Here is a 13,078-nt window from a genome sequence, read left to right as displayed (position 1 = left end):
GCGCACATGATAGTCAGACGGGCGCGGGGACCGGGGAGTCCGCGTGCCGGTGGACCGGGCGCATCGGCCACCAGGTGCGCTCGCCGAGCAGGGTCATCACCGACGGCAGGATCAGGATCCGCAGCACGATCGCGTCGAACAGCACGGCGACCGACAGCCCGACGGCGGCCTGCTTCAGCTCGATCCGGTCGATGAACAGGAAGCTCGCGAACACCGACAGCATGATCACGGCCGCGCTGGTGACGACGCTCGCGGAGCCGATGATCCCGTCGCGAACGGCCTGCCGGGTCGGCACGCCGCGGAGCACGGCCTCGCGGATCCGGCTCACCACGAAGATCTGGTAGTCGGTGGAGAGGCCGGCCAGGATCGCGAAGATCATCATCGGCATCCGGGAACCGACGAACCCGGTGGACGTGAAGCCCAGCAGGTTCTCGGCCCACGTGCCCTGGAACACCAGCGTGAGCACGCCCCACGACACGGCCACGGCGGCGAGGTTGACAGCCACCCCCACCAGGGCGAGCGGCACCGAGCCGAACGCCACCAGCATCACGACGAACGTCGCGATCGACACCAGCCCGGCGACCCATGGGATGCGCGCGTTCTGGTGCGCCGCGTAGTCGACTCCGCGCGCCACCTCGCCGGTCACCGCGTACTCGACGCCCGGCAGGGCGAGGGTCGCGGGGAGGAGCACCCCGCGCAGGCGCTCCAGCGACGCGAGTGCCGCGGGTGAGTTCTCGGCGTGCGGGACGGGCAGCCGGACGGTCCAGGTCGTCCCGTCGGCGCTCGCGCGGATCTCCGGGGTCGACCGGTCCTCGGCACCGGCGGCGAGCGTGGCGAGTGCGGCCGGGACGTCGGCGCCCGTGCTCGCGCGCACGACCACGACGTGCGCGGGACCGGCGTCCGGGAACGCCGCGACGAGCCGGTGATAGGTCTCGACGGCGGGGATGCCGCGGGGGAACGTCCCCGCTCCCTCCGTGCCCAGCCGCATGCCGATGGCCGGCAGCGCCACCGCCGCGACGCACACCAGCCCGGCCACCAGCGTCATGCCGGGACGGCGCAGCGCGGGCTGGAGCACCGCGGCCCACCTGCCCTCCGAGCCCCGGGCATGCCTGTGGCGCGGCCGCATCCACCTGGCGAGCACGACGAGCAGCGCGGGCAGCACGGTGAGCGAGCTGGCGACCGCGACGGCGACGACGAGGATCGCGCCGGTGGCGATCGAGGAGAAGATCACGTCGTCGACGACGTAGAGGGCGGAGAGCGAGGCGATGACCGCGATCCCCGACGTCACGACCGCCCGGCCGGACGTGGCGGCGGCGGCCTCGACGGCGGCGGTGGGGGAGATCCCGCCGACACGCGCCTGCTCTTCGCGCACCCGCTTGACGTAGAACAGCGTGTAGTCGACGCCGACGGCCATGCCGAGCAGGAACACCACGCTGACGGCCGCACCGCCCGCGTCCGGGAACGCCCATGACGCCACCGCGTACAGACCGACGGAGCCCACGAACGCCGACACGGCCAGCAGCACCGGAACCGCCGCGGCGAGCACGGCGCCGAACACGAGGAAGAGGATCACGAACGTCACCGGGAGGCTGATCATCTCGGTGCGGGAGAGGTCATGGCCGAGGTTCTCGTTCACCCCCGCGGACCTCGACGCGCTGCCGGTCTGGGCGACCCGCAAGTCGGGGTGCGCGAGCTGGACCGCGGCCGTCTGCGCTTCGAGCGCGCCCACCGCTCGCCGTGCCGTGTCCGGGTCGCCCGCCATCGTGACGGGAACGCGCACCGCGCCGCCGTCCGCCGACCGAACGGGCTCGCCGACGGCCGCGACCTCGGGCAACGGCCGCATCCGGGCCGCCACCTCCCAGGCGGCCGGATCGAGGGCGCCGGACGGTCCGGTGATCAGCACCTGCTCCACGAGCGGCGGGGTGAGCCCGCCCTCCTCGGCGATGGCCTCGGCGCGACCGGCCTCCCCGACCCGGAAGTCGGCGAGCGAGCCGCGGTTCGTGCCGGTGGCCGCCCCCGCGCCCACGCAGAGCAGGAGGAACCCGACCCAGCCCGCGATCGCCCACCACGGGTGGCGCGCGCTCCACACCGCCACCCGCACTACCCCCACCGGCTCGCTCCTGATCACGGATGGAGCGTCCCGCTCCTGCGGCCCCGGGTCATTGGAGTACGCCGGTCACGCCGGGGTGAGGAAAACCCCACCCGTCCACGCGCGGCTCGCGTGCACACGGAGACCCCGACTCGCGCGCACGGAGACCCCGACTCGCGGGATTGTGTGCCCCCACCGCCGGGGTCAGGCGGGTGACGCGCCCGGTCGCCCCGCCTCGACGACGAAGCTGCCCGCCGTCTCGACCGGCGCGTCCGGCCTGGTCACGTACGGGACGACCCGGAAGTCGCTCCGCCATGCCCGCGGCGTGACCCGGCAGCTGACGTAGCCGCGTTGGGAGTTGTGGAACCGCATGTGCGGGTTGGCGGCGAGCCAGTCGCGGCCCAGCTGGTCGATCGGCTCGCCGTCCCCCGCGGAGGAGATCGAGGTACCGGCGAACTCGGTGCCGACCGTCGCGGAGCGCTCGTCGTCGAAGTCGAGCTTCAGGTCGCACACGACGCTGCGGTGGATGTCGCCCGTGAGGACGACCGGGTTGGCGACGCCGCGCTCGTGCATGCCGCCCAGTAGGCGGCCGCGGGCGGCGGTGTAGCCGTCCCATGAGTCGTTTCCGAACCGCTTCCCGGCGGGGGAACGGTTGGCCTGGGCGATCAGGACCTGGTTGGCGAGGACGTTCCACACCGCGCGGGACCCGGCGGCGCCGTCGAGCAGCCACCGCTCCTGCGTTTCACCGAGCATCGTCCGAGCCGGATCGTGGCGTTCGTCGGTGGTGGTGTCGGACACCTGGTCGGAACGGAACGAGCGGGTGTCGAGCACGTGCAGGTCCAGCAGGCCGCCGAAGCCGAGCCTCCGGTAGAGCTCGCTGGTCGCTTCCGACGGGCGTTGCGACAGCCGCAGCGGCGTGTGCTCGTAGTGGGCCTGGAACGCCGCGGCCTTGCGCGTCCTGAAGGACGCCCGGTCGCCGTCGGGGAGGCCGTCGCGGTCGGGCTCGGCCAGCTCGCCTGCCCAGTTGTTCTCGACCTCGTGGTCGTCCCAGGTCTGGATCCAGGCGCACGCGGCGTGGGCGGCCTGCAGGTCGGCGTCGAGCTTGGTGAGGGCGTAGCGGTTGCGGTACTCGGGCAACGACACCGTCTCGCGCTGGAACGACGCGTCGAGCCGCATGTTCCGCACGCCCGCGTTCTCGCCGACGCCGTACTCGTAGAGGTAGTCGCCGAGGTGCACCACGAAGTCGAGGTCCTCGGCGGCCATGTGCCGGTAGGCGGTGTAGAAGCCCTCGTACCAGCACTGGCAGGAGGCGAACGCGAACGCCAGCTCGTCGACCGGGGAGCCGGGTGCGGTGCGGGTCCGGCCCACCGGGCTGATGTCGCCTCCCACGCGGAAGCGGTAGTGGTACTGCCACCCTGGCCGCAGCCCGGCGACCTCGACGTGCACCGAGTGCCCCAGCTCCGGTGTGGCCGAGACGTCTCCCTGTTGCGCAACCCGGGTGAAGCCCTCGTCCTCGGCCACCTGCCAGCCCACCTGCACCGTCCGGTCCGGCATCCCGCCGCGGCCGTCGACGGCGAGCGGGTCGGGGGCCAGCCGTGTCCAGAGCACCACGCCGTCGGGGCGCGGGTCGCCGGACGCGACGCCGAGCCGGAACGGGTCGGCGGGGAACCGCGGCGCCGCCCACGCCGGGCTCGCGCTCGCCCCGAGCAGGACCGCTGCCCCGAGGAAATGCCGCCTGCTGAGATCCCCCACGCCCCACCCCCGGCTCAGCCTGTGGGGCGATCGTGAACGGCGGCCTGCGGGAGGAGAACCGCCGAACGAAGGGTCGGCATCCTCACGACGCGTTGACCGGCGGACCCGCCGTGTGTTCCAGTTCTGCACGACGGCAGTGCAGGAAGCCGGTGCGAGTCCGGCGCGGTCCCGCCACTGTCACCGGGGCATGTCCCCGGGAGCCAGACACTCGCCGCCGTCACGACTCCGCCGAGCAGAGGGCGCGGACCCTCGGGAGGAACGCTGATGACGCAGCCCGTGCTGCTGCTCTCCACCGCCGACACGGAGCTGCTGGCCGCCCGCAGCTCGGGGGCGCTCTACCGCACCGCCAACCCGGCCCGCGTCGATCCCGACGGGCTGCCTCCGCTGCTCGACGGCGTCGCCGTCGTCGTGCTGCGGCTCCTCGGCGGGCGCCGGGCCTGGCCGGAGGGGGTCGACGCGCTGGCGGCCTCGGGGCTGCCGGTCGTGCTGCTGGGCGGGGAGGCCGCGCCGGACGCCGAGCTGATGGCCGCGTCCACCGTGCCGGCAGGCGTTGCGTCCGAGGCGCTCGCCTACCTCGCCGCAGGCGGCACCGCCAACCTGCGCGAGCTGCACCGCTTCCTCTCCGACACCGTGCTGCTCACCGGCGAGGGCTTCGAGCCGCCGGAGGCCATGCCCGAGTTCGGCGTGCACGGCGACCGGGCGCAGGACCCGGCGAAGCCGACCGTCGGCGTGGTCTTCTACCGGGCCCACGAGACGAGTGGCAACACCGCGTTCGTCGACGTCCTGTGCGACGCGATCGAGGCGCGCGGGGCGAACGCGTTGCCGGTGTTCTGCGGCTCCCTGCGGGGAGCCCAGCCGGAGCTGATGGGGCTGCTGGGCGGGGCCGACGCGCTGGTCGCGACGGTGCTGGCCGCCGGAGGGACGGTGGCCGCGGACGCGAGCGCCGGCGGCGAGGAGGACTCGTGGGACGCGGGCGCGCTCGCCACCCTCGACGTTCCCGTCCTGCAGGGCCTGTGCCTGACGACCTCCCGCGCGACCTGGGCCGAGTCCGACGCGGCGCTCTCTCCGATGGACGCCGCGATGCAGGTGGCGATCCCGGAGTTCGACGGGCGCCTGATCACGGTGCCGTTCTCGTTCAAGGAGACAGAACCCGGCGACGACATCCCCGTCTACCGCGCCGACCCCGAGCGCGCCGCACGGCTGGCCGGGCTCGCGGTGCGCCACGCGCGGCTGCACGCCACCCCGGTGGCGGCACGGAAGGTCGCCGTGGTGCTCTCGTCGTACCCGACGAAGCACTCCCGGGTGGGCAACGCGGTCGGGCTGGACACGCCCGCGTCCGCCGTCGTGCTGCTGCGCGCCCTGCGGCACGCCGGTTACCAGGTCGGCGACTTCCCCGAGGACTCCGACGAGCTGATCCACTCCCTGATCGCGGCGGGCGGGCACGACGTCGAGTGGCTCACCGAGGAGCAGCTGGCGGCCGCGCCGGCGCGCGTCCGGCTCTCGGACTACCGGCGCTGGTTCGACGCGCTCCCGTCCGCGCTCACCGACGGGATGCGCGAGCACTGGGGTGAGCCCCCGGGCTCGCTCTACGTCGACCGGGACGAGATCGTGCTGGCCTCGCTGCGGTTCGGCAACGTGGTGCTGATGATCCAGCCGCCGCGCGGGTTCGGCGAGAACCCGGTGGCGATCTACCACGACCCGGCACTGCCCCCGTCGCACCACTACCTCGCCGCCTACCGCTGGCTCGACGAGGAGTTCGGCGCCGACGCCGTGATCCACCTCGGCAAGCACGGCACGCTCGAGTGGCTGCCCGGCAAGGGCCTTGGGCTCGCCGCGGAGGACGCCCCGGACGCGGTGCTCGGGGAGCTACCGCTCGTCTACCCGTTCATCGTCAACGACCCGGGCGAGGGCACGCAGGCCAAGCGCCGCGGCCACGCGGTGGTCGTGGACCACCTCGTCCCGCCCATGGCCCGCGCCGACACGTACGGCGAGATGGCGAAGTTGGAGCAGCTCCTCGACGAGTACGCCACGGTCCAGGCGATGGACCCGGCGAAGCTGCCCGCACTGCGCACGCAGATCTGGGAGGTCGTGACGGCGGCGCAGCTGCACCACGACCTGCACGTAGACGCCGTGCCCGGCGAGGAGTCCTTCGACGATTTCGTCCTGCACATCGACGGCTACCTCTGCGAGGTCAAGGACGTCCAGATCCGCGACGGCCTGCACATCCTCGGCGGCCCCCCGCGCGACGAGGCCCAGGTCAACCTGGTGCTGTCGATCCTGCGCGCCAGCCAGGTCTGGGGCGGCAAGCAGGCCCTCCCCGGCCTCCGCGCGGCCCTCGCGACGTGGGCGGATCTCGATGAACAGGCCCTCCTCGCAGCGCCGGGCGAGCGCCCTGAGACACGAGATGATTCCGACGAACGCGCCGTTCGTCGGATGGGGCAGCTCCTCGCCGTCGCGCCGGGGCCCGCCGTCACCGGGGCCGATCTCGTCGACGTGCTGGAGGGGGTCGCTCGGGCCCTTGTCGTCGGCCTGCAGGAGCGGGGGTGGGTCGAGCCCGCCGCCGTGTGCGCCGACCTGCTGGGGGAGGAGATCCCCTCCGTCGTCGCGGTGCTCGACTTCGGCTGCCGGGAGGTGGTCCCGCGACTGGAGCGCACCACCGACGAGGTCACCGCCGTCCTGCACGCCCTCGACGGCGGGTACGTGCCGGCGGGGCCGTCCGGCTCGCCGACCCGCGGGCTGGTCAACGTGCTCCCGACCGGGCGGAACTTCTACTCCGTCGACCCCAAGGCGATCCCGTCGCGCAGCGCATGGGAGATCGGCTCTGCGCTCGCCGAGTCGCTGGTCGCCCGCCACATCGCAGACACCGGGACCTACCCGTCGAGCGTCGGGCTCACGGTGTGGGGCACGAGTGCCATGCGTACCCAGGGCGACGACCTCGCCGAGATCCTCGCGCTCATCGGCTGCCGCCCGGTCTGGGACGACGCATCCCGCCGCGTCACCGGCTTCGAGGTCGTCCCGCTCGAGGAGCTCGGCCGGCCGCGCATCGACGTCACCGTGCGCATCTCCGGGTTCTTCCGCGACGCGTTCCCGCACGTCATCACGCTGCTCGACGACGCGATCCGCGCCGTCGCCGAGCTCGACGAGCCGGCCGAGCAGAACTACCTGCGCGCCCACGTCGAGGAGGACACCGGGCGGCACGGTGACCGCCGCCGCGCCACGTCGCGGATCTTCGGGTCGAAGCCGGGCGCGTACGGCGCGGGCCTGCTGCCGCTGATCGACGCCCGCAACTGGCGCAGCGACGCCGACCTCGCCGAGGTCTACGCGGTGTGGGGCGGGTACGCCTACGGCCGCGGGCTCGACGGTCGCGAGGCCCGATCCGACATGGAGCAGTCGTTCCGGCGGATCGCGGTGGCGGCGAAGAACCAGGACACCCGCGAGCACGACATCGTCGACTCCGACGACTACTTCCAGTACCACGGCGGCATGGTGGCGATGGTGCGGGCGCTCACCGGGCGCTCGCCCGCCGCGTACGTCGGCGACTCGGCGGTGCCGCAGGCGGTGAAGACGCGCACGCTGGCCGAGGAGACCAAGCGCGTCTTCCGGGCCCGCGTCGTGAACCCCAAGTGGATCGCGGCGATGCAGCGCCACGGCTACAAGGGCGCGTTCGAGCTGGCCGCCACCGTCGACTACCTGTTCGGCTACGACGCCACCGCGGGTGTGGTCGACGACTGGATGTACGGGCAGCTCGCCGAGAGCTACGTGTTCGACGAGACCAACAGGGCGTTCATGGAGAAGTCCAACCCATGGGCCCTGCGCGGGATCACCGAACGCCTCCTCGAGGCCGCCGACCGCGGCATGTGGGCCAAGCCGGACGACGCCGTGCTCGACCGGCTCCGCCAGACCTATCTCGACCTCGAAGGCGACCTGGAGGGCCAGCAATGAACACGCTGGTCGGTGTGGGAGTGGGCCCGGGCGACCCCGAGCTCGTCACGGTCAAGGCGGCCAATCTCCTGGCCAAGGCCGACGTCGTGTTCGTGCCGGTCGCCGACACGGGGGAGACGGGCCGCGCGGAGCAGACCGTCCTCTACTACGCGGAGGCGTGGCGGGTGGAGCGCGTGGTATTCGCCCTGCACGACCGCGAGCACACCGAGCGCCGTGAGCGCACGTGGGACGCCGCCGCGGCGCAGGTCGCGGCCTGGTTCGCCGCGCGCCCCGGCGGCACGGCCGTGTTCGCGACGATCGGCGACCCGTGCGTCTACTCCACGTTCAGCTACCTCGCCGCGTCCGTCCGAGGTGTGCTGGGCGAGCTGGAGGTGCGGCTCGTCCCCGGGATCACCGCCATGCAGGACCTCGCGGCGCGCTCCGGAACACCCCTCGTCGAGGGGCGGGAGCCGCTCGCCCTGTTCCCGATGACGGCCGGGCCCGAGCGGTTCCGCGAGGCACTGGAACGAGGCGACGCCGTGGCCGCGTACAAGTTCGGCCGGATGCTGCCCGAGACCCTCGCAGCGCTGCGCGCCACCGGCCGGATCGACGAGGCCGTGTACGGCGCGGGGCTCGGTCTGCCGGAGGAGGACATCCGCCCCGCGACCGACCTGGACCCCGACGAGCAGGGCCCCTACCTGGCGACCCTGATCGTCCCCCCGAAGCGCAACGGTCGAGGACATGGCCTCCGCTGACCAGGTCGTGAGTGGAAACGCGAGCTATAGCGCGCGTATCCACTCACGAGCCTTCTACGACGTCGTGCACTCACGGCGGGACGTGCGGACCGGGTTCCTGTCCGATCCCGTCGAGGATTCCGTGCTCACCCGGGTGCTGGAGGCCGCGCACGCGGCACCGTCGGTGGGGTTCTCCCAGCCGTGGGACTTCCTCGTGCTGCGGGACCGCGTCGTCCGTGAGCGGGTGCACGCCCACGTCGCCGCCGCCCGCGAGGCCTACGCCGCGTCGCTGCCCGCGGCGCGGGCGGCCGCGTTCCGCGACGTCAAGGTCGAGGCGATCCTCGACGCGCCCCTGAACATCGCGGTCACCTGCGACCCGACGCGCGGCGGCCGGAACGTCCTCGGCCGCCACACCCAGCCGCAGACCGCGCCGTACTCGGTGGTCGGCGCCGTGCAGAACCTCTGGCTCGCCGCCCGGGCGGAGGGCCTCGGCGTTGGCTGGGTCAGCTTCGGCGACGAGCGAGCGCTCGCCCGACTGCTCGGCCTGCCGCCGCACCTGGAGCTGGTGGCCTACCTTTGCGTCGGGCACGTCGACGTCTTCCCGGACGAGCCGGAGCTCGCCACCGCGGGCTGGGCGCACCGCCGCCCCCTGCGCTGGGCCGTGCACCACGACAGCTACGGACGCCGAGGCCTGCCAGGGGAGGAGCCGATGGACCTGCTCACCGAGACCGTCGCCGCGATCGAGCCCGTTGACTCCGCAGCACGGGCCGCCGCGGCGGAGCGCCTCGACCGGATGACGAAGCCGCGCGGCGCGCTCGGGAGGGTCGAGGACCTCGCCGTCACGCTCGCCGGGATCGCAGCGGCCTGCCCGCCGCCGGTACCCGAGCCCGCGGCGGTGGCCGTGTTCGCCGCCGACCACGGCGTGCACGCCCAGGGCGTGACGCCGTGGCCGCAAGAGGTCACGGCGCAGATGGTGGCGAACTTCCTCGCGGGCGGAGCGGTGGTGAACGCCTTCGCCCGGCGCCTCGGCGTCGAGGTGTGCGTGGTGGACGTCGGCGTGGCAGCGCCCCTTGATCCGGCGCCCGGCCTCCTCCCGCGGCGGGTCGCCGACGGCACCGCCGATTTGGCGACGGGTCCCGCGCTCACCCGCGAGCAGGCCCTTGCCGCGGTCGAAGTGGGGATCGAGACGGCACGCGACCTCGTCGCGGCCGGCAACCGCTGCCTCGTCACCGGTGACATGGGTATCGCCAACACCACCGCGGCCGCCGTCCTGATCAGCGTCTTCACCGGAGCCGAACCGGGGGAGGCCACCGGCCGCGGCACCGGGATCGACGACGAGACGCTCGCCCGCAAAACGGCCGTGGTGGCCGCGGCGCTGGCCCGGCACCGGCCCGACCCGGCCGACCCGCTCGGTGTGCTCGCCGCCGTCGGTGGGCTGGAGCACGCCGCGCTGGCCGGCTTCGTGCTCGCCGGTGCCGCGCTGCGGGTTCCGGTGCTGCTGGATGGGGTGAACGCGGGCGCCGCCGCGCTCGCCGCGGCCGCGTTCAGTCCGGATGCGCGCGCGTACTGGGTGGCCGGGCACCGCTCGGCCGAGCCGGGCCACACCCGCGCCCTCTCCCACCTGCGCCTCGACCCGCTGCTCGACCTCGGGATGCGTCTCGGTGAGGGCACCGGGGCCCTGCTCGCCCTCCCGGTGCTGCAGAGCGCGGCCCAGGCCACGCAGGACGTCGCCACCTTCGACGCCGCGGGCGTCACCGACAAGACGGGCTGATTCCCGCAGGCCGAACAGCGCCGGCCCCCTCTTCCGGTGAGGAGAACTCGCTACGGGGTCAGCGGCGGGGTGCGGTGGGCGACCGCAGGCGGGGCGGGCGGCGCGGTCGCGGCCGCGCGCCGCCACACCGCGGGCCACGACACGCGCACGAGCTGCACCGCCAGCGCCGCCACCACGGCGGCGTGGAACCCGAGCACCATCCGTTGGAGGACGCCGCCGACGTCGACGGGGCCGAAGATGCCGGGCACGACGTCGTCCAGCCTGCTGGCCACGTACGCGGCGGCGAGCACGGCGGCGGCGATCGAGAGCGTGCGGACGGTGGAGACGACGGGCGCCCACTCCGGCTTCTCCGCGAGCCGGGCCGCGGCCGCGAGGCCTGCGAACGACAGGAGCGCGAGGATGCCGGCGCCTGCGAACTGGTGCACCCAGCCGCCGAAGGTCATGATCCGCGTCGAGTCGTCGGCGGGGAAGACCGCGGCGAGCACGAGGCAGAGCGCCCACACCGCGAGCAGGACGGTGGGCCGGCCCGCCATCCGCACGCCGGAGCGCGCCATCCCGACCAGCACGGCGAGCGCCCCGACGGCGAGCGCCACCGCGGCCGAGAAGAACAGCTGCTCACCGCCCTCGACGAAGGCGTAGTAGCTCAATGGCACCGAGATCGGGTTGACCTCGCGGAAGTACGTGACGCCCAGGTAGACCATGATCACGGTCGAGCGCGCCAGCGCGAGCAGCGCGATCACCGCGAGCAGCAGCGTCGCGAGACCCAGCCGGCCCGAACGCTTCACGCCCTCCATTGTGGCCCCCCATCCGCCGACCTGTGATCATGCGAACGCGGCGCGCCGCGGTGCGTGTTCCCGGAGGTCTACAGGGCGGGGCCGACCGTCGCCGGAACGGTGGATTCCAGCGCCTCCACGAGATGCTCGACCGAGACCGAGCCGCGGTAGATCTCCCCGTTGACGAAGAACGTGGGCGTGCCGCGCACGCCGCTGCGGACGCCGGAGTTGAAGTCGGCCTCGACGCGGTCCTCGACGAACCGGGTGGCAGGCCACAGCACCTTCTCCGGCGGGATGCCGATCTCCTCGGCGTAGCGGCGCAGGTCCTCCTGCCGCAGGGCCGGTTCGTCGCCGGAGTAGAGCCTGGCGTGCATCGCCCAGAACTGACCCTTCAGCGCCGCGCCCTCGGCCGCGACGGCCGCCGACAGCGCGAACGGGTGCAGCTCGGCGAGCGGGAAGTGCCGGAACACGAACACGAGCCGGTCGCCGAGGCGCTGTCGCACTTCCTCGACGATCGGGTAGGCGCGGCGGCAGTACGGGCACTCGAAGTCGCCGTACTCGACGAGGGTGAGCTCGGAACCGAGCACACCCTGGAGGTGGTCGTAGCTGCCGACCCGGGGTGCGAGCGGCATCGTGCCTCCCTGACGGCTGATCGGGGCGGGTGTCGCCGGATGGCAGGATCACGCCGTGACGGTGACGACCTTAGCCGAGCGCGGCGACCTCAGCCGGGCCGCGCGCGACTTCCTGCGCACCGAGTCCGGGTCGGCGGTGCTGCTGCTCACGGCGGCCGTGCTGGCGCTGGCGTGGGCCAACCTCGGGTGGGGCTACGAGGAGTTCTGGCACATGGAGGTCGCGCTGACCGTCGGTGACACGGCGCTCGCGCTCGACCTGCGGCACTGGGTCAACGACGGCCTCATGGTGCTGTTCTTCTTCAGCGTCGGGCTGGAGATCTCGCGGGAGATGGTGCTCGGCGAGCTGCGCGGCCTCCGGGCGCTGGCCGCCCCTGCGATCGCCGCGATCGGTGGTCTCGTCGTGCCGGCCCTGCTGTTCCTGATGTTCAACGCGGGTGGCCCTGCGGCCGGGGCGTGGGGTATCGCGATCTCCACCGACACCGCTGTGGTGATCGGTGTGCTGGCGCTGGTCGGCCCGCGCTGCCCCGACCAGCTGCGCGTGTTCCTGCTCGCGCTCGCGATCGTCGACGACATCGGCGCCGTCGCGGCGATCGCGATCTTCTACACCGAGGACGTGCAGATCACCTCGCTCGTGCTGTCGGTCGTGCTGTTCCTGGCGCTGCTGGGACTGCGCTTCGCGCCGTTCTGGCGCACCCCGATCTACGTGCTGATCGGTGTGGTGATGTGGCTGGCGGTGCTGGACTCCGGCGTGCACCCGAGCGTGGTCGGGGTCGTCATGGGTCTGCTCGTGAACGCCTACGCCCCTCGGCTGCGTGACGTGATGCGGGCGCAGGTGCTCGGCAGCAGCTTCATGCTCGATCCCAGCCCGGAGCGGGCGATGGCCGCGCAGGCGGCGGTCACGGAGGTCGTGTCGCCCAACGAGCGGCTACAGCTGCGCATCCAGCCGTGGAGCAGCTACGTGATCGTGCCGGTGTTCGTGCTGGCCAACGCGGGGGTCGTGATCACCGGCGAGACGCTCGCCGCGGCGTTCACCTCACCCCTGACCTGGGGCATCATCGTCGGGCTCACGGTCGGGAAGCTGGTCGGCGTCTCGCTGGGCACCTGGGTCGCGCTGCGCACCGGCCTCGGCCGGGTGCCCGACACCCTGCGCTGGGGGCAGCTGATCGGCGGCGCGGGGCTCGCCGGCATCGGGTTCACCGTGGCGCTGTTCGTCACGGAGCTGGCCCTGACCGACGAACAGCTGGTGACCGACGCGAAGATCGGCATCCTCACGGGCTCGATCCTCGCGGCCCTGACCGGCTGGCTGATCTTCCGGCTGGGCGGGGAACGCGGGGGCCAGTGCGCTCCGAGCGGCCTCCCGGTACTCCCCCCGCGCCCCTGGCGCCCACCGGCGTAGGCGCACCCGC

8 protein-coding genes and 1 riboswitch are annotated in these 13,078 nt (G+C 73.4%); of the genes, 4 read left to right on the top strand and 4 right to left on the bottom strand.

Annotated features, from left to right (window positions below):
• Positions 1-13 precede the first annotated feature (13 nt).
• The gene (locus K1T35_RS30910; RefSeq protein WP_220255314.1) at positions 14-2,128 is read right to left on the bottom strand and encodes an MMPL family transporter; all 2,115 of its coding nucleotides are present in this window, start codon (positions 2,126-2,128) and stop codon (positions 14-16) included.
• 165 nt (positions 2,129-2,293) lie between these two features.
• Positions 2,294-3,841, bottom strand: coding sequence for an alkaline phosphatase (locus K1T35_RS30905; protein ID WP_220255313.1), 1,548 nt, complete (start codon positions 3,839-3,841; stop codon positions 2,294-2,296).
• A gap of 114 nt (positions 3,842-3,955) precedes the next feature.
• A riboswitch (cobalamin riboswitch) is annotated at positions 3,956-4,072 on the top strand.
• 33 nt (positions 4,073-4,105) lie between these two features.
• Here K1T35_RS30905 and cobN point away from each other — a divergent pair.
• Genes cobN through cobT form a run of 3 tightly spaced genes read left to right on the top strand, consistent with a single transcriptional unit; the run spans position 4,106 to position 10,267 of the window.
• Complete coding sequence (gene cobN / locus K1T35_RS30900) at positions 4,106-7,783, top strand: cobaltochelatase subunit CobN (protein WP_220255312.1); 3,678 nt, start codon at positions 4,106-4,108, stop codon at positions 7,781-7,783.
• Positions 7,780-8,517, top strand: coding sequence for a precorrin-2 C(20)-methyltransferase (cobI, locus tag K1T35_RS30895; RefSeq protein ID WP_220255311.1), 738 nt, complete (start codon positions 7,780-7,782; stop codon positions 8,515-8,517). Before cobN ends, cobI begins: the two co-directional genes overlap by 4 nt.
• The gene (gene cobT, locus K1T35_RS49845) at positions 8,504-10,267 is read left to right on the top strand and encodes a nicotinate-nucleotide--dimethylbenzimidazole phosphoribosyltransferase (protein ID WP_220255310.1); all 1,764 of its coding nucleotides are present in this window, start codon (positions 8,504-8,506) and stop codon (positions 10,265-10,267) included. Before cobI ends, cobT begins: the two co-directional genes overlap by 14 nt.
• 50 nt (positions 10,268-10,317) lie before the next feature.
• On the opposite strand, the gene K1T35_RS30885 is transcribed toward cobT, so the two are convergent.
• Complete coding sequence (locus tag K1T35_RS30885) at positions 10,318-11,052, bottom strand: DUF998 domain-containing protein (RefSeq protein WP_220255309.1); 735 nt, start codon at positions 11,050-11,052, stop codon at positions 10,318-10,320.
• A gap of 77 nt (positions 11,053-11,129) precedes the next feature.
• Positions 11,130-11,672, bottom strand: coding sequence for a thioredoxin domain-containing protein (locus K1T35_RS30880; RefSeq protein ID WP_220255308.1), 543 nt, complete (start codon positions 11,670-11,672; stop codon positions 11,130-11,132).
• A gap of 55 nt (positions 11,673-11,727) precedes the next feature.
• Between K1T35_RS30880 and nhaA the strand changes: the two genes are divergently transcribed.
• Positions 11,728-13,068 carry a Na+/H+ antiporter NhaA gene (gene nhaA, locus K1T35_RS30875; protein ID WP_220255307.1) on the top strand — a complete coding sequence of 447 codons (1,341 nt, stop codon included), beginning with the start codon at positions 11,728-11,730 and terminating at the stop codon, positions 13,066-13,068.
• Positions 13,069-13,078: the final 10 nt, after the last annotated feature.

Source organism: Pseudonocardia sp. DSM 110487 (assembly GCF_019468565.1).
Classification (GTDB): domain Bacteria; phylum Actinomycetota; class Actinomycetes; order Mycobacteriales; family Pseudonocardiaceae; genus Pseudonocardia.
This window is presented reverse-complemented; position numbering and strand designations above follow the sequence as displayed.